The organism is Phytomonospora sp. NPDC050363, from assembly GCF_040655735.1.
Taxonomy (GTDB): domain Bacteria; phylum Actinomycetota; class Actinomycetes; order Mycobacteriales; family Micromonosporaceae; genus Phytomonospora.
On the sequence record NZ_JBFAKK010000001.1, the window covers coordinates 138,464 to 156,011 of the forward strand.

At 71.2% G+C, this 17,548-nt stretch carries 16 protein-coding genes; 7 read left to right on the top strand and 9 right to left on the bottom strand.

The features are described 5' to 3' along the window. On the bottom strand, positions 1 to 1,014 hold the full coding sequence (locus AB0I28_RS00590; RefSeq protein WP_357488535.1) for a glycerophosphodiester phosphodiesterase family protein: 1,014 nt from the start codon (positions 1,012 to 1,014) through the stop codon (positions 1 to 3). A 60-nt stretch (positions 1,015 to 1,074) separates the two neighbouring features. Next, positions 1,075 to 2,049 carry an ankyrin repeat domain-containing protein gene (locus tag AB0I28_RS00595; protein ID WP_357488536.1) on the bottom strand — a complete coding sequence of 325 codons (975 nt, stop codon included), beginning with the start codon at positions 2,047 to 2,049 and terminating at the stop codon, positions 1,075 to 1,077. Positions 2,050 to 2,173: 124 nt separating this feature from the next. Here AB0I28_RS00595 and AB0I28_RS00600 point away from each other — a divergent pair, with 124 nt between their 5' ends. Next, a complete protein-coding gene (locus AB0I28_RS00600) occupies positions 2,174 to 3,301 on the top strand; it encodes a hypothetical protein (protein WP_357488537.1) in 1,128 nt (375 codons plus the stop codon). Between the two features lie 194 nt (positions 3,302 to 3,495). Beyond that, positions 3,496 to 4,371, top strand: coding sequence for a zinc-ribbon domain containing protein (locus AB0I28_RS00605; RefSeq protein WP_357488538.1), 876 nt, complete (start codon positions 3,496 to 3,498; stop codon positions 4,369 to 4,371). Positions 4,372 to 4,384: 13 nt separating this feature from the next. On the opposite strand, the gene AB0I28_RS00610 is transcribed toward AB0I28_RS00605, so the two are convergent. The 3 genes from AB0I28_RS00610 to AB0I28_RS00620 all read right to left on the bottom strand — a co-directional run bounded on the left by AB0I28_RS00610 (position 4,385) and on the right by AB0I28_RS00620 (position 8,048). After that, complete coding sequence (locus tag AB0I28_RS00610) at positions 4,385 to 6,373, bottom strand: hypothetical protein (protein ID WP_357488539.1); 1,989 nt, start codon at positions 6,371 to 6,373, stop codon at positions 4,385 to 4,387. Then, positions 6,370 to 7,533: a 5'-methylthioadenosine/S-adenosylhomocysteine nucleosidase gene (locus AB0I28_RS00615; protein WP_357488540.1), complete on the bottom strand. Its 1,164-nt coding sequence runs from the start codon at positions 7,531 to 7,533 to the stop codon at positions 6,370 to 6,372. Before AB0I28_RS00615 ends, AB0I28_RS00610 begins: the two co-directional genes overlap by 4 nt. Before the next feature lie 317 nt (positions 7,534 to 7,850). Beyond that, positions 7,851 to 8,048, bottom strand: a complete 198-nt coding sequence (locus AB0I28_RS00620) for a hypothetical protein (protein WP_357488541.1) — start codon at positions 8,046 to 8,048, stop codon at positions 7,851 to 7,853. A 768-nt stretch (positions 8,049 to 8,816) separates the two neighbouring features. Between AB0I28_RS00620 and AB0I28_RS00625 the strand changes: the two genes are divergently transcribed. Next, on the top strand, positions 8,817 to 9,053 hold the full coding sequence (locus AB0I28_RS00625) for a DUF397 domain-containing protein (protein WP_357488542.1): 237 nt from the start codon (positions 8,817 to 8,819) through the stop codon (positions 9,051 to 9,053). A 142-nt stretch (positions 9,054 to 9,195) separates the two neighbouring features. Continuing rightward, complete coding sequence (locus AB0I28_RS00630) at positions 9,196 to 10,080, top strand: helix-turn-helix transcriptional regulator (protein ID WP_357488543.1); 885 nt, start codon at positions 9,196 to 9,198, stop codon at positions 10,078 to 10,080. Positions 10,081 to 10,161: 81 nt separating this feature from the next. On the opposite strand, the gene AB0I28_RS00635 is transcribed toward AB0I28_RS00630, so the two are convergent. Further along, positions 10,162 to 11,010, bottom strand: a complete 849-nt coding sequence (locus AB0I28_RS00635) for an SAM-dependent methyltransferase (protein WP_357488544.1) — start codon at positions 11,008 to 11,010, stop codon at positions 10,162 to 10,164. Between the two features lie 301 nt (positions 11,011 to 11,311). On the opposite strand from AB0I28_RS00635, the gene AB0I28_RS00640 reads away from it, so the two are divergent. Then, on the top strand, positions 11,312 to 11,728 hold the full coding sequence (locus tag AB0I28_RS00640) for a hypothetical protein (protein ID WP_357488545.1): 417 nt from the start codon (positions 11,312 to 11,314) through the stop codon (positions 11,726 to 11,728). Positions 11,729 to 11,783: 55 nt separating this feature from the next. Here the strand turns inward: AB0I28_RS00640 and AB0I28_RS00645 are convergent, their stop codons facing one another. The 3 genes from AB0I28_RS00645 to AB0I28_RS00655 form a co-directional block, all read right to left on the bottom strand. Beyond that, positions 11,784 to 12,167 carry a CPCC family cysteine-rich protein gene (locus AB0I28_RS00645; protein ID WP_357488546.1) on the bottom strand — a complete coding sequence of 128 codons (384 nt, stop codon included), beginning with the start codon at positions 12,165 to 12,167 and terminating at the stop codon, positions 11,784 to 11,786. A gap of 87 nt (positions 12,168 to 12,254) precedes the next feature. Then, positions 12,255 to 12,926 carry a response regulator transcription factor gene (locus tag AB0I28_RS00650; RefSeq protein WP_357488547.1) on the bottom strand — a complete coding sequence of 224 codons (672 nt, stop codon included), beginning with the start codon at positions 12,924 to 12,926 and terminating at the stop codon, positions 12,255 to 12,257. After that, positions 12,923 to 14,296, bottom strand: a complete 1,374-nt coding sequence (locus tag AB0I28_RS00655) for a histidine kinase (protein WP_357488548.1) — start codon at positions 14,294 to 14,296, stop codon at positions 12,923 to 12,925. Before AB0I28_RS00655 ends, AB0I28_RS00650 begins: the two co-directional genes overlap by 4 nt. Positions 14,297 to 14,498: 202 nt before the next feature. On the opposite strand from AB0I28_RS00655, the gene AB0I28_RS00660 reads away from it, so the two are divergent. Together AB0I28_RS00660 and AB0I28_RS00665 are read left to right on the top strand one after the other, a co-directional pair. After that, positions 14,499 to 15,185 carry an ABC transporter ATP-binding protein gene (locus AB0I28_RS00660; protein ID WP_357488549.1) on the top strand — a complete coding sequence of 229 codons (687 nt, stop codon included), beginning with the start codon at positions 14,499 to 14,501 and terminating at the stop codon, positions 15,183 to 15,185. Next, positions 15,182 to 17,521, top strand: coding sequence for an FtsX-like permease family protein (locus tag AB0I28_RS00665; protein WP_357488550.1), 2,340 nt, complete (start codon positions 15,182 to 15,184; stop codon positions 17,519 to 17,521). The genes AB0I28_RS00660 and AB0I28_RS00665 overlap by 4 nt, the downstream gene beginning before the upstream one ends. The last annotated feature ends 27 nt before the right edge of the window (positions 17,522 to 17,548 follow it).

Consider the following 17,548-nt stretch of genomic DNA (forward strand, 5'->3'; position numbering starts at 1 on the left):
TCACCCCGCGTCGACGAGCGGGGCGACGGTGTCGACGCGGTTGGTCCAGACCAGACCGGTGAAGCCCTCGGGGACGCGGTCGAGGTCGGCGGCGGTGTCGAAGCCCTCGGAGAAGCCACCGGAGCCCGCGACGAGCGCGATCGTGGTGCCCACCGAGCCCATCCGCTCGGCGAAACGCTCGGTCCAGCCCCACAGCCAGGGGGCATGGCCTTCGGGGATGTGCAGCTGGGTGTTGGCGCAGGTGTCGGGGACCACGCCGGTCCAGCTCATGGCCTCGTAGGCGAGCAGGCAGTCGGTGATGGTCTCCTTCGACATGACGCGCAGGTCGGGAAGCAGGCCGCGGATCGCCGCGATGGGGGCGTCGCCGCCGTAGACGGCGAGTTCGGCGCGGCGATCGGCGGCGAGCGTCGCGAGGTGGGCGGCGAGCGCCTGCCCTTCGGCCGCGTCGTCGCTCTTGATGTTGACCAGCAGGGACCTGCCGGGGAAGGTGTCGAGGACCTCCGTGAGCGTGGGCATGAGGCCGATTCCCTTGCCGCGGAAGGGGAAGGTGGCTCCGCCGTCGGCGGTGTAGCCGTGGCCGACGTCGAGGAGCCGCAGCTCGTCCATGGTGTGGTCGCGGGTGGTGCCGGTGCCGTCGGTCCGGCAGTCGAGTTCCCAGTCGTGGAAGACGGCGAACTGGCCGTCGGCGGTCCAGTGCACGTCGAACTCGACCTGGTCGGCGCCGGCGTCGAAGGCGGCGCGGATCCCGGCGACGGTGTTCTCCAGGTAACCGTGCACGGGCGGGTCGATCAGCTGCGCCGTGCAGTCCTGCGGGCCGACCGCCGACTCGTCGAAGGTCTGCGCCATCCCTCGATGGGCGAGTACGCCGGGGTCCTCGGTGGGCTCGCCGGCGAACAGGTTGGTGTTGTTGGCGAACATGAAGGCGGCCAGGACGACGACGATCAGCGCGGGGACGCGGTAGCGCCTCTTCCTCCAGCGCGGGCGGTGTCCGGCGGTCGCTGCGGGCTGCGGCATCGGGGCAGTCTGCCACGCCGACCGGGAGTCGCGATCATCCGTCCGTTGTGGCCCTGGTGCTCAGTCCGCGATGCTCCAGTAGTCTCGCGGCGGCATCCGCAGCCACAGGTCCGGCGCGACGAGCGCGCGGTCGTCGACGGGCCTGAGCCCGGCGTACGCGCAGGAGTACGCCAGGGCCTCCCCGGAGTAGAGGAAGGTCCGCAGGATCTCCTCGGCGGAGTCCTCGGCGTCCGACCAGCCTCCGCCGGGGTGGCCGTCCCATTCCACGACGGCACCGTTGTGGAATGAGCTGCCCTGGTTCCCGCTCTTGGGATTGGCGTAGAGGGAGTAGCAGACGGTGCCGGCCGACAGCAGCCGTGAGACGACCGGCATCGAGGCGCCGTAGGCCCAGCTCTGGCCCACCACGCAGCCGCCCGGTACGTCGGTGGCACCGACGACGAGCAGGGCGTCCTCGCCGTCGGAGGACCAGGCCTCCTCGACCATCCGCTCGGGATCGGCGGGCTCGAAGACCGTCGCGCCGAGTCGGCGCACCGCCTCGGCGGCGTCGATCCCCTTGACGCAGGCGACGCTGTATCCGTCGTAGTCGATGTCGTCGAAGGCCGCGATGACGATCCGCGAGGCGGCGGCCTCGTCGGCCTCCTGCGGTGACAGCCCCGGCGTCCCGGACGGCGGTGCGAACAGGCCGGGCGTGTCCCCGGCCAGGTTGAGGCGACCGGGGGACCAGCCCGCCATCATCGGGCGCCACGGGTCGGCGCCCGCCTCGGCGAGGAAGCGCGCGTTATCGGCCTTTCGCGCCTGCACGGCGATCCAGAGTGCCGTGCGGCCGTCGTACACCGCGTCGATGTCGGCGACGCGGGGAGCCAGCTCGGCGAGGACCTCGGGCGTCCCCCACTCGGCGGCCTGGTGCAACGGGCGGCCCCGGCCCGCGACGAGGACGTCGGGGTCCGCGCCCGCGGACAGGAGGGACCGCACCAGGGCGGGTTCGGACCAGCCCGTGCCAGCGATCGACGACCAGCCGTGTTCCTCGGAGTCCATGCCACTCCTCTGTCCGGCGTGAGACGCACAGCGTAGGGGAGCGGTGGGACATCGCCTCTGTCCACTGTGCACCGCAGCGTCCAATTCCTTCGACTCCGCCGGCGAAGGGGACCACAATCCGGGCATGACAGTTCCCCTTCCCGTCCTGTGGCTCACCGGGCCCGCGGGCGTCGGCAAGACCACGGCCGCCTGGCGGATCCACACCGAACTGGGGCGAGAGGGGGTCCCCGCCGCCTTCGTCGACATCGATCAGCTCGGTATGTGCTATCCCGCGAGGGACGAAGATCCCGACCGGCACCTTCTCAAGGCCGCCAACCTCGCCGCCGTTCTCCGCGGCCACCGCGCGGCGGGCGCGCGCTGCGTCGTCGTGTCGGGGGTCGTCGACTCGGCCGAGGGCGTCGACGAAGGCCTCCTGCCCGGTGCCGCCTTGACGATGTACCGGCTCCGGGCCGGCACCGAGGCTCTCGTCGAGCGGTTCACCGGCCGCGAGGGTGCCGCCGAGGAGGTCGTGGCGCAGGTGCTGCGCGAGGCCGCCGCACTCGACGCCTCGGGCATCGGGTACCACGTCCTCGACACCACCGGGCTGTCCGCCGACGAGGTCGTCCGCCGGGTCCGCGACGACATCGGCGACTGGCCGGGCGAACTCGGCGCGGCCGGGCCCGTGCCGCCGGCGCCCACTGCCGGCGCAGACGGGCCGATCCTGTGGGTGAGCGGCGTGACGGGCGTCGGGAAGTCGACCGTCGGCTTCGGCCTCTATCTCAAGGCGCTGGCGTGTGGGCCGGCGGCCTATGTGGACGTCGACCAGCTCGGCCTGTCCGGCACCGTCGCCGACGACGAGGACGCGCACCGGCTGAAGGCCGCCAACCTCGCCGCGGTGTGGCGCAACCATCGCGCGGCCGGCGCGCGATCCCTCACCGTCGTCGGGCAGATGGGCGACGAGAGCACCCGCGGGGTCTACCGGGAAGCCTTGCCGGAGGCCGATCTCACCGTCTGCCGCCTGCACGCCGACCGCACCCGCCTCACCGAACGGATCCTCGCGCGCGGCCGCGGCGAAGGCTGGCCGCAGCCGGGCGATCCCCTGGTCGGCAGGGAACCCGCTTACCTGCGCGAACTCGCGTCACGGGCCTCGGCCGAGGCCGAGGCGCTGGAACGCGCCGGCTTCGGCGACCTGAGCGCCGACACCTCCGGGCGCACCGCCGCCGAGGTCGCCGAGATCGTCGCGTCGGAGGCGGGCTGGCCGAGGTCCGAGTGAGCCCGGGCCCGCGCGGCCGGCTGGTGCCGCCAGTCGACGGCGTAGGACGGATCGCGGCCGTCGGCGACCCGGGCGTGGCGCGGCAGTTTGCGGATCACCGCCGTTGCCGATGTACGGAGGCGAGGGTTTCCTGGTCGTCCACCCGCTGTGCGGTCATGATCCGAGCTTCGCACTGGGGCCGTACCCTGCTCGGCATGGGCGAGGAGCGTTTCGAGCGCGGCTGGCGGGGGCGGCTGAGCGGACGGCACGTGCTGCTCGGCGCGGGACGGGTGGACGCCGTGGACTGGTTCTTCCGCGCCGACGGCGAGTCCTGGGGATGTCAGGTGGCCGGCCGCGACGCCGTTCGCGGAGTCGGCGGAACAGGGGCCGCGAGTTCTTTCGCCGAGGCGTGGCCGCTCATCGACGAGGCGTTGCGCGTCTTCCTCGCCGGTGAGATGCCGGTCCTCGGGCCACCGAACAAGGCGCCGCTGACGCGCCACCCCTACCCCGGCGAACCCGGCCCCACCCTGCCAAAGGGCGCGGTGCGCGCCGACCCCTCCCGCCAGAACAGCGGCATGTGGCCGCAACATCAATACTATGTGGACAGTCACCACACGTGTGTCCAGTGCGGCATCCCCTTTGTGCTGTCGGCGAAGGAGCAGCGCCACTGGTACGAGGACCTGGGGCTGTCCTTCGACATCCGCCCCGTCCGCTGCACCCGCTGCCGCCGTGAACAGCGAGCCGTCAAGCGCCTCCACGCCGCCGTCGGCACCACCCGCGCGGCCGTGCGCGAACGCGGCGCCGACGCCGTCGCCCACCTCGAACTGGCCGCCGCCGTCGTCCGCCTCCATGCAGACCAGGCCGAAGGCGACCTGGCCGAGGCCGTCGCCGAAGCCCGCAAGGCCATCGCCCTCAACCCCTCCCTCCACGTCGCCCACTACTGGAAGGGCCGAGCCCACGAACTCGCCGGCCGGCCCACCCGCGCCGCCGAGGACTACCGCGCCTTCGTGAGCGCGGTCAGCGGCCGCCCGGGATGGGGACGCAAGCTGATCGAGGACGCCTACCGGCGTCTCAAGGCCCTGGGGGAGTGAGCGCAGGCGAAGGTCAGCCGGGGAGGCTGCGGACGGAGTCGCGCAGGACGGTGAGCCGGTTGTCCCGGCGCCGGCTCTCGTGCACGATCCACCGCTTCCCCTCGGCGGCGATCCCCTCCAGAACGTGCAGAGTGTTGTCGACGCCGGTGGCGTCGCGCGTGGCGGCGGAGGCCTCGGGGGAGTCTCCGTCGGTGCCAGCGCTCGCTTCGGTGACGTGCACGCCGAGGGAGTTGCCGTCGACGAGGGTGAGCTCGAAGGTCCGCTCGTCGCCGGTCTCGGCGACCTGCACTGACGAGACCGCGTCGAAGCGGTAGTTCGTGCGCCGTCGACCGACGAACGCGCCTGCCGCGAAGTCGAGTTCGGTGGACACCTGACGAACGCCATCGGTGGTGAGCAGGAAGAGGAGCAGCCGATATCGGGAGTAGCGCCACGGTCCATTTCGGACCCGGGCGCGTTGGTAGTGCCCGGCCGGGGCTTCGAGCATGGCGTGGGCGATCACGTCGCTGGGGGCAAGCCGGTAGTGCCGGAGCGCGTCGTCAATCAGCAGCCGCCGGTCGCAGTCGAGCCAGGCGGCCATCTCCGCGTCCGTCGGCGTGTCGGCGAGTTTCGCCCGCCAGCGGTCGAAAGCGGCCCGGCGGTCGGCGAATTCCCCTTGAGCCTCCTCGCTTTCAGTGGCGGAACGGCGGCGTTCGACCGTGATGGTGAGCCATCCCGCCGCCGCTGCCCACGCGCCGCCCACGGCGAGGACCATAGCGGAGGCCCCTCCGAGAGGCGCGGCCGTCAAGGCGCCGAAGACCGCCCACAGGCCAGCGGCCGCCAGCGTGGTGACCGCGAGAAGGAACGTGGCCTTCACCGTCGGCGGAGTGGAGTACCGGCGGCGGTAGTCGAACAGCGTCCTGGCCGTCCAGCGCCGCTGCACATCGGTGATCAGGTAGCGGACGAGCCAGGCGATCGGCTTGGGGCCGGTCCGGGCTTCCCTGTACAGCTCGGTGACCTCCTCCCGCAGCGCGCGGCCGAACCCGGCGGTGTCGGCCAGCCACTCCTCGCGAGTGGCGCCGCGAGGCACGTATTTGGCGAAGTAGTGCCCGAACATCTTGTCGACGCCGTTGGTGAAGCCGCCAGCCGGACCACGCGGCCGGGGTACGGCAGGAGGGAGATACCGCATGTCCTTTAGCCTCAGCATCTCGTTGCGGAAGCACCACTCGCCACCGCTGTTCGCGCAAACGCAGGCAGCGAGCACCGCCGCCACGTAGGCACCGATCGCGGAGATCCGCGGCTGAAGCAGGAGCAGATACCCCAGATATCCGATGGCGGCGGCGAGACCCGCGGTACCGAAGTAAGCCCGCAGCCAATCCTTCGCCGCGATCGCCGGCGGCCGCACGCTCTTGAGGTGCGGCCCGCGAGGATTGGGCTGGAAGAACTTCCAGACCCGGTCGGCCCGCTTCCGCGCCATCCGGCCCGATCTCGCCTGCTCGGCGGCCCGTACCCACAGCATGTCCTGGAGTGGCCCGGCCAGGAACAGACTGAGATGCCGCAGGATCCTGTTCCGTTGGAGCCTCCCGAGGCCGTCGAACTCCTTGACGACGAGTTCGAGTTCGCCGTCGGGTGCGTCCAGCGAGTCGAGCACGCGTCCGAGGAGCCGCAGTCCGTCTGTCCACTCGTCGGGCTCCTGTACAAAGAACCAGGAAGCCGAGTCGCGCAGGCGTGCGATGTCGGCGTCGGAGAACTCACGCCGGGTTCTGCCGCTCAGATGTGCCAGAAACCAGTGGAAGCCCGCCTCACCGCTGCGGTGGCCGTCCATGACGGCGTCGACGATGAGCTCCTTGGCCTTGGTCGGCATTCCCCCTCCCAGGTACCTGACCCCGGCTCGGAACCGCTCCGCCGGTGAGGCGCCGGGGGAGACCTGGTAGACGGTCACGTCGCCGTGCACGGCCTCGGCCTGCACGGCGACGTTCGCCGAGTCCCGGGCGATGTTGGCGGAGGCGGGTTCGGTGATGGTCATGACATGCCTTGTGCCGTGACGATGGCGGCGGTGACCAGGGCGGCCGGCTCGGCGAGGTCGGCGATCAGGCCGCGGAGGCGTTTGAGGGCGAGGAGCAGGCCGCGCCCGGCGGCACCGGCCGCCGGGTCCAAGGCCGCGTCGACCTTGGCCAGCTCCTCCTCGGCGGCCGCGCAGGTGTCCTCGTCCAGCGTTCCTGCCCGCCGCGCCTCTGCGAGGGCTATGCGGAGGCCCGCGACCTGCCCGGGGAGTCCGACTGGGCGCTCGGCCTCGCGCTCGGGGGCGATCCGCACGCCGCCGTTGATCTGCCCCGCCTGCACGCCGACGCGAGCGTTGTCCCTGGCGATGTTCTGCCTGCTTCCGACCATCGCGGTCTCCTTCGCCTCTATGTTCACCTTGCTGATGCGTGTGGTGCGGGCGTCGGCCAGTTCCCGCGCCAGCGCGATGGCGAACGCCGCCGCGTTGGCGGCGGCCTTCGGCTGCCACCGCTTTCCGTCCGTCCTCGTCTTGGTGCCGTCGGCCCGGTCGCTGGCTCCCCGCACGACGACCATGGGAAGCGACTTGTTCAAGTGGGCGGCCTGCGCGATTCCGGCGGCCTCCATCTCGACGGCGAGGGCGTCGTTGTAGTGCTCGCGCAGCCAACGGGCCTCGGATGATGTCGCCGAGTCGAGGACGATCTCGCCGGCCGCGATCGGTCCGAAGTGGACCACGGGAGACTTTCCGCGAGCGGTCAGGCTGTCGCTCCAGGCGCCGACGCGGGCGACGCGGCGGGCGAGCTGATCGGCGCCGTGGGCGGTCTCCCAGGACCGGGGGCGCGACTTGAGACCGTCGTCCTGGCTCGTTCCGCCGTGGTAGCCGTAGACATGGGTGGCCACGACCACGTCCCCGAGCGCGACGGACGATCGCAGCGCTCCGGCCACTCCGGTGAAGATCATGGCCGTCGGCCTGAAGGTCTCCGCGGCTCGCTCGGCCAGGACGGCGGCGTGGTGGTTTCCTTTGCCGACAAGGGCGAGAGCCACCCGCGTCCGGCTGCCGCGGACTCTTCCGACCTCGAAGATCGTATCGGCGTCGTGCGTTCGGTCCGTGAGTTCTTCTAAATGCTCGCGAACGGCGAGGTATTCAAGATCCAGCGCCGTCAGGATCACGATGAGTTCGTCCTTCATGACACGCAGCCTAGCTTAATGTCAATCTGACAGGAAGTCTGCGGCAAAAAACATGGCCGATCGCCCCGTGTGCGGCCCTCTTGGCTCCCCCCGTCGCAACCCGCACCTTGCCGCCGTCCACGAACGGGTGACCCCCGTTCGCTGAAGCCCACCGTCACGAACCACGCCATCACCACCCGGTCCGGGCACTCGTCGCCGCCCACGGCACGAAAAAGGCCCCGCCGAAGGCGAGGCCACCACTTTCCTCTCACTCCACCATGGACGCGCGGCGCGTCCCGCCCGCTACCGTCCCGCCACGCGAACCGAGCCCGCCACCATCAGGCCGGAATCGTCGCCTCGCCGCGCCGGACCGCGTAGGGATCCACGCCGATCTGCCGGAGGCCGGTGTCGGCGTCCCGGCGCGCGGAGCAGGGCCATTCCTCGCGGCAGCCTTCGCGGCAGACGCGATAGGGGGAGATCACCTGCTCGTGAGCGTCCCACGCGGCCCACATGGCTCTGATGTCCTCGTTGCTCACGATGCCACCCTTTCGGCCCGGCGTCGCGCCTTGTCGCGAAGTGTCTGAGCCGCCATTTGATATGGCCCGCAAGGGAATGCGCGGCCGCAGTCGGCACAAATTCCGGTGCCCACGGGCTCCCCGTGCTCTTCGGAGTAGGCCGTCCTCTCGCTGTGCGCGTCATGGATGGCCTGCCAGGAGATCTCCAGAGCGGCCATGTCACGCCTCTTTCCGGTACGCGGGAACGACACCGTCGCCGGCGTTCGCCTCGAACTCCTGGAAAAGATGACCACCCCGGGAGAGTGGGGCGGCACCCCCTGTCCGCGACTCCACCGTCGCGGACCGACTCGAGTCCCACCAGACTCGCCGCCCCACTCCAATGGGGACACCACCCCGACGCATCCCGACTCCCCACTCTCGACAGTCGATCTGGAGGGACGGCCCCCGTGCGGTCCGGGGGAGGGTCAGCGAACGAAGACCGTCCCTATGCCTGGCCACATCAGGCCCCGAAAGGCCTGGCGCGTACGCGATCGGGAACGTCCGGATGCCCCGCCGCGCTGTCTCCACCTACGGTGCCGGTGCATGTGTACGTTATCACATTCATTGTCGGATGCATTGGCTCGTCGCATCTGCACGTGCATTTGGTCGTGCAAACGGGAGTGCATGCGCGTAGGGTGTCTTGGCGAGGCCGCCCGACGGCCGGCGACGGTAACCGATCTACCCCGCCGGACATGGAGACGGCCGCCGGAAATCTCGTCCTCAATGGACGGGTGGGAAGGGAGATCCCCCATGAACGAGTCACGCAACGGAATCCCCGCGGGAGAACTGCCCGGCACGGTCGTCTGGCAGAAGAGCCGCCGCTCCAACTCGCAGGGCAACTGCGTCGAGCTGGCCGCGCTACCCGACGGAGCCGTCGCGGTCCGCAACTCCCGTGACCCCGAGGGTCCCGCGCTCGTTTACACGCGTGACGAGATCGTCGCCTTCATCGGCGGTGCGCGCGACGGCGACTTCGATAACCTGATCTAGTAGCCAGGCGCGCAACCGGAGCGGCCGAACACCGTCGCATTTCTCACCAACCGGGTCGCTCCGGTTACGCTGTTACCAAGCCTGGGGGTGCGTCCCCACGCGCAGTGCCAAGTCGTAGCGAAGGTTCGGAGGTGGAGGACGGATGACGGCGCCTTCATCCGGCTCCGGAGCCACCAGCGGTCCCACCGCACTGCGGATGCTGCTGGGCGGACACCTGCGCAGACTCCGTGAAGCCGAAGGGATCTCGCGCGCCGACGCCGGCTGGGAGATCCGCTCGTCGGAATCGAAGATCAGCCGCCTCGAACTCGGCCGGGTGAGCTTCAAGGAACGCGACGTCGACGACCTGCTGACCCTCTACGGGGTCGACGACGCCGAAGAGCGCGCCCGCCTGCTCGCGCTCGCCAGGGAGGCCAACGCTCCCGGCTGGTGGCACCGCTTCGGCGACGTGCTGCCCAGTTGGTTCCAGTCCTACATGGGACTGGAGGCCACCGCCTCGCTGATCCGCGCCTACGAGGTCCAGTTCATTCCCGGTCTGCTCCAGACCAGGTCCTACGCCGAGGCCGTGGTGAAGCTCGGCCACGACGTCGGCGGCCAGCGCGAGGTGGAGCGCCGGGTCGACCTGCGCATGGACCGGCACAACATCCTGCGGCGCCCGAACGCCCCTCGACTGTGGACGGTGCTCGACGAGTCGGCGCTGCGGCGGCCGATCGGCGGCAAGGAGGTCATGCGGGAGCAGCTTGAGGCGCTCATCAAGTACAGCGAGCACCCGAACGTGATCCTGCAGATCATCCGCTTCGACTCCGGCGGGCACGCCGCCGAGGGCGGAGCCTTCACGATGCTCCGCTTCGCCGACCCCGAACTGCCCGACGTCGTCTACCTCGAACAGCTCACCAGCGCGCTGTACCTGGACAAGCGCGAGGACGTCGACCAGTACGCCGCGGCGATGGAGCGCCTGTGCGTGCAGGCCGACACGCCCGCGGCGACGCCGCGCATCCTCGACGAGATCATCGACGAGCTGTACTCCTGACCACTGTGGACACCGTCCACGCCCGTGGAGACGAAGACCGGCGCGCGACCTTCGGGTCGCGCGCCGGTGTCGTGTCGTGGGTCAGGCGTCCTTGCGCGCGATGCCCGCCATCAGGATCCGCTGGTACGGCTCGAGATCCTCGGCCGCGGGCACGGGGCCCTCGGGGTCCTCGGGGAACCAGCGCGCCAGGAAGTCGATGCCCGGGGGGAGGATCTCCATGCCCAGGAAGTGTTCCTTGATCCGTTCCGGCGTACGGATCCATCCGTTGTTCAGGCTGTCGAGCCCGGCCTGCTCCATGGCCTTCTGCAGGGGTTCGCCGGTGTCGACGAAGTCGGTGATGAAGAGGTAGCTGCCCGGGACCATGGCGTCCATGAGCGTGCGCACCCACTCGTCGGGGCGCTCGTCGTCGTGGAAGTGCATGTGCAGGCCGACGACCATCAGCGCGATGGGACGATCGAAGTCCAGTACCCGCCGGACTTCGGCGTCGGCGAGGATGCTCTCGGGCTCGCGGAGGTCCGCGGTGATCACGCTCGTCGAGTCGTTGGTGGCCAGCAGGGCGCGGCCGTGCGCGAGGACGATGGGGTCGTTGTCGACGTAGACGACCTTGGCGCTCGGATTGATGTCCTGCGCGGCCTCGTGGGTGTTCTTCGCGGTGGGCAGGCCGCTGCCGACGTCGAGGAACTGGTCGATCCCGGCTTTGCGGACGAGGTAGCTGACGCCTTTGACGAGCGCGTCTCGGTTGTCCCGGGCGCAGCGGCCGGCGTCGGGAACGTACTTGAGGTAGATATCGGCGCCCGCGCGGTCCGCCTCGAAGTTGTCCTTGCCACCGAGTAGGGCGTCGTACACGCGCGCGATGGTCGGCTTCGAGATGTCGAAGGCCGGCTTGGACTCGGGACCTGCGCTGGAGGTCGCCCCATCGGTTGTGGTCATGGCGAGTCCTTTGCGTCTTGGGAGCGGTTGACTGTGCTTATCGTACGACTCCTCATGTCCGGGGAAGCAACCCTATCTACGGGGTTGTCCGTAGGGTCGGAGTTGATCTAGATGATGCCCGGGAATCCGACCTGGTCACCACCGAGATCGCGGTGCGTGCGCGCGGCCCGACGAAGGGTGTGCGCGGCATCCTTGGGGGACAGGGAATCCAGCATCGTCCACAATGGAAGAACTTCGTCCCGGCAACCGCCTGGCAACCCGGGCTCGACGACGGCGACGCCCTCCTGGTGTCCGATGTGGAATGGTCGCGCTGCGTCGTGATGGCGGCTTCGACCACGTCGTGATCGGTTCGGGCTTCTGCGCCCTCGCGTTCGCCGAGCGGTTGCTGACGGCCCGGCCGCACGCGCGGATCCGCATCCTCGAACGAGGCCAATCCCTTCTCCCCGACCACTTCCAGAACCTGCCGCGCCCCGATGCGGGGACGCCCGGCGGGCTCGCCGAGATCTTCCTCTGGAGGCCGGACCGGGCGCCGGGGGCGGTGATCGGCCGGCAGAGCGGGACCCCTGCCCGTCCTCGGCGGCCGGTCGGTCATGTGGAGCGCCTGGTGCCCGCGCCCGATCGTCGAGGAGATGCGCGACTGTGTCACAGCCCGTCCGGCGGCGAAGCTCCGACGCCTATGGCGTCGACGTGTCTTCAGTGCCATCGAGGAGGGCGGTGATTTCGGTGTGCGGTCGCACCCTCGCAGCACCTTCGGATACTCGGCGCCCCGCAGGTCAGACGCTTTCCCACCAACCCTGGCCGTCCGGGTACCGCCACCAGTAGAAGACCGTCGCGTCCGGCTGCGATGGCGCCAGTCTGACCCCATCCGGCTCGAACCGGTCCCGAACGAGATCAATCGGCCGCCACGCCGGCTCCAGGGGCTCATCCGCGCGCGGCGGACGCACCTTGACCACGAAGTGCTCTTCCATCGCCCCGAACCTCGCGACGTTCTTCTGGGACTCGATCAATGGCGGCATGTTGGCGCCACCGGGATAGCCGGGCCAACGCAGCTGAACTCCATCGTCCTCCCAGAAACACACCTCGCAGATGGCGTGCGAGCCCGGAGGCGAGTCCATCGTCAGGTGGCCACAGCACACACACGGGAACTTCACCGGCATGCCAACGATCTTCCCGCAAGCTCCCACCAGTGCCTAGCGCGACCGCCTCGCCGCCGACTACCCGAACGCCGCCCCCGCCGGTCCGCGTCATTCCCTCGCGCCGCCGGACCCGGCGAACCCGGTCTCGTAGGCCATCACCACGGCCTGCACCCGGTCGCGCAACCCGAGCTTGCCCAGGATGCGCGCCACGTGGGTCTTCACCGTCGCCTCCGACAGGTGCAGCGCGGCGGCCAGTTCGGCGTTGCTCATGCCCTTGGCCAGCAGCCGCAGCACCTCCAGCTCGCGAGGAGTGAGCGTGGACAGGTCCCGGTGGACCGCCGAGGCCTCGGCGTCGCGGCGCGCGAAGCGCTCCACCAGCCGGCGTGTGATCGTCGGCGCGAGCAGCGCGTCCCCCGCGCGGACCAGGCGTACGGCCGCCACCAGCTGCTCCGGTGTGACGTCCTTGAGGAGGAACCCGCTGGCTCCCGCCGCGAGCGCCGCGTACACGTAGTGGTCGAGGTCGAAGGTGGTCAGCATGATCACGCGCGGCTCGTGGCCGCCGCCGAGGATCCGGCGGGTCGCCTCCAGCCCGTCCATCTCGGGCATCCGGATGTCCATCAGGACCACGTCGGGCAGGGTGCGGCGGACGGCCTCGACGGCCTGGGCGCCGTCGGCGGCCTCGGCGACGACGTCGATCCCGTCGGCCGACAGGATCATCTTGAACCCGGTGCGGACGAGGGCCTGGTCGTCGGCGACGACGACCCTCAGGGTTTCGGTCACAGCGACTCCAGTGGAATGCGTGCGGCGACCCGGTAGCCGCCGCTCGGGAGGGGCCCGGTCTCGAGCGTCCCACCGTAGAGGGTGAGCCGTTCGCGCAGCCCGATAAGGCCGCGGCCGTTGCCGGTGGCGGCAGCCTCCGACGGAGTCCCGCCGGTGTCGGTGATCTCCACGGCGATCTCGGCCGGGCGGTAGGAGACGGAGACCCGGATCGGGGCGCCGCCGGAGTGCTTGACGGAGTTGGTGAGCGCCTCCTGCACGACGCGGTAGGCCGCCAGGTCGACGCCGGAGGGCAGTTCCCGGGCCTCGCCGTCGACGGTGACCGAGACGCTCACGCCGGTGTCGCGGACGCCGTCGACGAGTTCACCGAGGCGTCCCAGCCCCGGCTGCGGGCTCAGCTCGCCGTCGGGGTCGGAGTCGGTGGTCAGCAGCCCCATGACGTGCCGCAGCTCGGTCATCGCCGCGCGTCCGCCCGCCTCGACGGCGAGGAGCGCCTCACGGGCCTGGTCGGGGGAGGCGTCCATGACCTTGCGGGCCGCACCGGCCTGGATCACCATCATGCTGACGTTGTGCGTGACCACGTCGTGGAGTTCACGGGCGATGCGCGAGCGCTCGTGTTCGGTGGCACGGCGGACCGCCTCACCGCGTTCTCGTTCGAGGGCGACCACCCGGGCGTTGCCGTCCTGGGTGCGCTGCTTCCAGGTGCGCAGGCCGTTGGCGGCGACGGTGATCGGGACCAGGACGAGGATCGGGACGTACTCCGACGGCACGGTCGGCAGCGTGGAGCCGGTGAGCGATCCGGCGGCCAGGAACATCACCGGCATGCTCAGGATCGTCGCGAGCCGGTAAGGGCTGTAGGCGGCGGCGCTGTACGCGGCGATCACGCATGCGTAGAAGGTCAGGCGGGGCGCCGTCTCGGGGGTCAGCGCGGCCGCGACGATGACGACCCACAGCACCGCGAGCGGGTAGCGCCGGCGCAGCACGAGCGGGAGCGAGGCGAGCAGCGTGAGGACCGCCGCGACGAAGATGCCGAAGTCGCCGGCCGGGGCGGGATCGAAGTGCGGCGGCCAGCTCGCGAACGGGTCGCCGGGCTCGGGCGGTTCGAACGGTTCGGGCGGCAGCGGTCCCTCGGGCCCATCGGGGCCGGAGGGCTCATAGGGGGCCTGCCCGGCCGGTTCGTACGGGTCGATCGGTCCGTGTCGCCCGTCGATGTTGCCTTCGAGCGCGTAGATCATCACCATGACCAGCACGACTGCCGCGAGCAGCGTGTCGAAGGCCCAGTTGAGCACGGACGGGCGTGGCAGCGGGCCCGAGGTGCGGCCCAGGGGGCGCGCCCACCTCGGCCAGCGCTCCACGGGCGGAAGCCTTTTCACCTGGATCATCCTCACCGACGGGCGGCCCGGACGCATCGGCCGGGTGGGCGACCGGCCGCGCGCCCGGCGACTACACCGAAAGGATGACGCCCGGCCGTTTCACTCCCGCGAGCTAGGGAAGATGCCTCGCCGTGCCGACGCGCGGAGCACGCGCACGGCCATAACTTCACCGGGTCAGCACGGAGACGACGAAGGAGAACCCATGACCAGCCCGGTGATCGAACTGCGCGACGTCGGCCGCGCCTACGACGAAGGGCCCCCGGCCCTTCAGGCGGCATCGGTGACCGTGCGGGCGGGCGAGGCGGTGGCGATCCTCGGCCCCTCGGGCAGCGGGAAGTCGACGCTGCTGAACCTGATCGCCGGCCTCGACCGCCCCGACTCGGGAACCGTCACGGTCAACGGCGTCCGCGTCGACCGGCTCGGTGAGGCCGGCGCCGCGCGCTACCGGCGCGAGTCGATCGGGATGGTGTTCCAGTTCTTCAACCTCCTCGACGACCTCACCGTCGCCGACAACGTCATGCTCCCGGCCCAGCTCGCCGGGATGCCGCGAGCGGCTGCCCGCCGCCGCGCCGGCGACCTGCTCGAGACGCTCGGCATCGCCCGCCACGCCCGTGCCTACCCCGGGCGCCTGTCCGGTGGGCAGCGCCAGCGCGTCGCGGTCGCGCGGGCCCTGATGAACCGCCCGCCGCTGCTCCTCGCCGACGAGCCCACCGGCGCCCTCGACCAGGCCGCCGGCGAGGACGTGGCACGCCTGCTGCGCGACCTCAACGACGAGGGCCAGACCGTCGTCGTGGTCACCCACGACCTCCGGCTCGCCGAGTCGTGCACCTCGCGGACGATCGAGCTCGTCGACGGGCGCGTCGTCGCCGACGTGGCGGCCGCCCGATGAGCGCCGTCGGACGCGTGATGCGCGTGGGAGTCTCCCGGCGCCGCACGCAGACGATCGTGATCGGTCTCGCCACGCTCATGGCCGTGACCGCCTCCGTCCTCGGCGGCGGACTCATCGTGGTCTCCGGCGCGCCCTTCGACGACGCCTTCACCGCCCAGAACGGCGCCCACCTCGCCGCCGCCTTCGACCCCGCCGTCGTCGCACCCGACGACCTGGCCGCCTCCGCGCGAGCCGAGGGCGTCACCGCGACCGCCGGGCCGTTTCCCGTGGTCACCGTCGTGTCCGAGGAGAACGGCAGGCCCAACCCGCCCCTCACCTTCGCCGGTCGCGACGACCCCGACTCGGCCGTCGACGCCGTCACCCTCATCGAGGGCGAATGGCCCGACGCGCCCGGCGAACTCGCGCTCGCCGCCGGTGACGTATTCCTCCCGCTGGGCGAGCGCCTCGACTTCCCCGCCCTGCCCGGAAGCCCGACGCTCACCGTCGTCGGCCACGCCCGCTCGTCGACCGACACCGCCGAGGGCTGGGTCACCGAGGACCAGGCGAACACGCTGAAAGGCACCGGAGCTCCCGACGGCCAGCAGATGTTCTACCGCTTCGCCTCCGCGGGCACCGCGACCGCCATGGAGACCGCCACCGCGTCCGTCGCGGCGACCCTGCCCGCCGACGCGATGACCGGTTCCCGCTCATGGCTCGACGTGCGGCGGCTCGTCGAGCGCGAGACGGCCGTCTACGTCCCCTTCCTCATGGCCTTCGGCGTCCTCGGCCTGGTCATGTCCGTGCTGATCGTCGGCAACGTCGTCGCCGGCGCGGTCGGCTCGGGGACCCGGCGCATCGGAGTCCTCAAGGCCATCGGATTCACCCCGGCGCAGGTCGTGCGAGCCCACGTCGGCCAGGCCCTCATTCCCGCGGCCGCCGGAACCGTCCTCGGCGTGCTCACCGGCCACCTCCTCGCCGTCCCGATCCTCGCCGAGACCAGCGACGCCTACGGAGCCGGCGCACTCACCGTCCCCCTCTGGATCGACGCCGTGGTCGTGGCGGGCGTGCTCGGCCTCGTCGCCGCGACGGCCCTGGCCGCCGCGTGGCGGGCCGGACGACTCCGCACCGTCGACGCGCTCGCCGTCGGGCGCACGCCGTCTGCCGAACGGGGTCGCGCCGCCGCCCGGATCGCCGGCGGGCTGCCGTTGCCGCGGGCGCTCACACTCGGCCTGGCCCGGCCCTTCGCCCGCCCGGTGCGCACCCTCGCGATGGTCGCCGCGATCGTCTTCGGCGCCACCGCCGTCTCCTTCGCCGTCGGCCTGTCGTCCTCGCTCGACGTCATCCTCAGCGCCCGCGACCACGACGTCGCCGACGTGACCGTTCGGCCGGAGCCTCCGTCGACGGGGCCCGGCGGCCGGCCCGACGGCCCGCCGCCCGACCTGCCCGACGACACCTCGGCGATCACCGCCGCGATCGACGCCCAACCGGGTACGAAGGCCTTTTACGTCGTCCGGGAGGCTCCCGCGGTGGTCGCCGGGACCACCGAGGACACCGAGCTGATCGCCTTCGCCGGTGACGCGAGCTGGGGCGGGTACACGATGATCGACGGCGACTGGATCGGCGGACCCGGCGAGGCCGTCGTGCCCACCGGCTTCCTGCGGACCACAGGTGCCGAGATCGGCGACATGATCACCGTCACCGTTGAGGGCGGGCGGACGACGCTGCGCATCGTCGGCGAGATCTTCGACCTCAAGAACGACGGCATGAAGGTCTACACGGACGGCGCAGGGCTCACACTGCCCATGAAGAACGCGAGCGTCGCCGTCGCCGTCGAGCCCGGCACCGACCTGGCCGCCTACACCGCGGAGCTCGGCCGGGCGCTGAAGCCGCTCGGTGCCGGCGCCGAGGAGTTCCAGGAGGGCGGCAGCGAGATGATCACCATCCTCAACTCGCTCACCGCCGCCCTCACCCTCCTGCTCGTCGCCGTCGCCGGTCTCGGCGTCCTCAACGGCGTCCTCCTCGACACCCGCGAACGCGTCCGTGACATGGGCGTCCAGAAAGCCCTCGGCATGACGCCCGGTCAGACGATCAGCGGAGTGCTCACCTCGGTGACCCTCGTCGGGATCGTCGGCGGCCTCCTCGGGGTGCCCGCCGGCATGGCCCTCCACAACGCGGTCGTGCCCGCCATGGGCGACTCCACCGGTATCCGCCTCCCGCAGGCCGCACTGGAGGTCTTCACCCCGTCGGCCGTCGCCGCGCTCGGTCTGGGCGGACTGGCGATCGCCCTCGCCGGAGCCATGCTGCCCGCCCTGTGGGCCGCGCGGACCCGCACCACCACGGCCCTGCGCACCGAGTGACCACGCGCGGCGGCGCGGTCCACGGGG

Excerpts from the sequence above, each read along its gene's own strand:
- AB0I28_RS00660 (WP_357488549.1), top strand. The coding sequence starts at position 14,499 with ATGACCAGCCCGGTGATCGAACTGCGCGACGTCGGCCGCGCCTACGAC.
- AB0I28_RS00640 (WP_357488545.1), top strand. The coding sequence starts at position 11,312 with ATGGTCGCGCTGCGTCGTGATGGCGGCTTCGACCACGTCGTGATCGGT.
- AB0I28_RS00610 (WP_357488539.1), bottom strand. The coding sequence starts at position 6,373 with ATGACCATCACCGAACCCGCCTCCGCCAACATCGCCCGGGACTCGGCG.
- AB0I28_RS00630 (WP_357488543.1), top strand. The coding sequence starts at position 9,196 with ATGACGGCGCCTTCATCCGGCTCCGGAGCCACCAGCGGTCCCACCGCA.
- AB0I28_RS00645 (WP_357488546.1), bottom strand. The coding sequence starts at position 12,167 with ATGCCGGTGAAGTTCCCGTGTGTGTGCTGTGGCCACCTGACGATGGAC.
- AB0I28_RS00605 (WP_357488538.1), top strand. The coding sequence starts at position 3,496 with ATGGGCGAGGAGCGTTTCGAGCGCGGCTGGCGGGGGCGGCTGAGCGGA.
- AB0I28_RS00595 (WP_357488536.1), bottom strand. The coding sequence starts at position 2,049 with ATGGACTCCGAGGAACACGGCTGGTCGTCGATCGCTGGCACGGGCTGG.
- AB0I28_RS00665 (WP_357488550.1), top strand. The coding sequence starts at position 15,182 with ATGAGCGCCGTCGGACGCGTGATGCGCGTGGGAGTCTCCCGGCGCCGC.
- AB0I28_RS00615 (WP_357488540.1), bottom strand. The coding sequence starts at position 7,533 with ATGAAGGACGAACTCATCGTGATCCTGACGGCGCTGGATCTTGAATAC.
- AB0I28_RS00625 (WP_357488542.1), top strand. The coding sequence starts at position 8,817 with ATGAACGAGTCACGCAACGGAATCCCCGCGGGAGAACTGCCCGGCACG.
- AB0I28_RS00600 (WP_357488537.1), top strand. The coding sequence starts at position 2,174 with ATGACAGTTCCCCTTCCCGTCCTGTGGCTCACCGGGCCCGCGGGCGTC.
- AB0I28_RS00590 (WP_357488535.1), bottom strand. The coding sequence starts at position 1,014 with ATGCCGCAGCCCGCAGCGACCGCCGGACACCGCCCGCGCTGGAGGAAG.
- AB0I28_RS00635 (WP_357488544.1), bottom strand. The coding sequence starts at position 11,010 with ATGACCACAACCGATGGGGCGACCTCCAGCGCAGGTCCCGAGTCCAAG.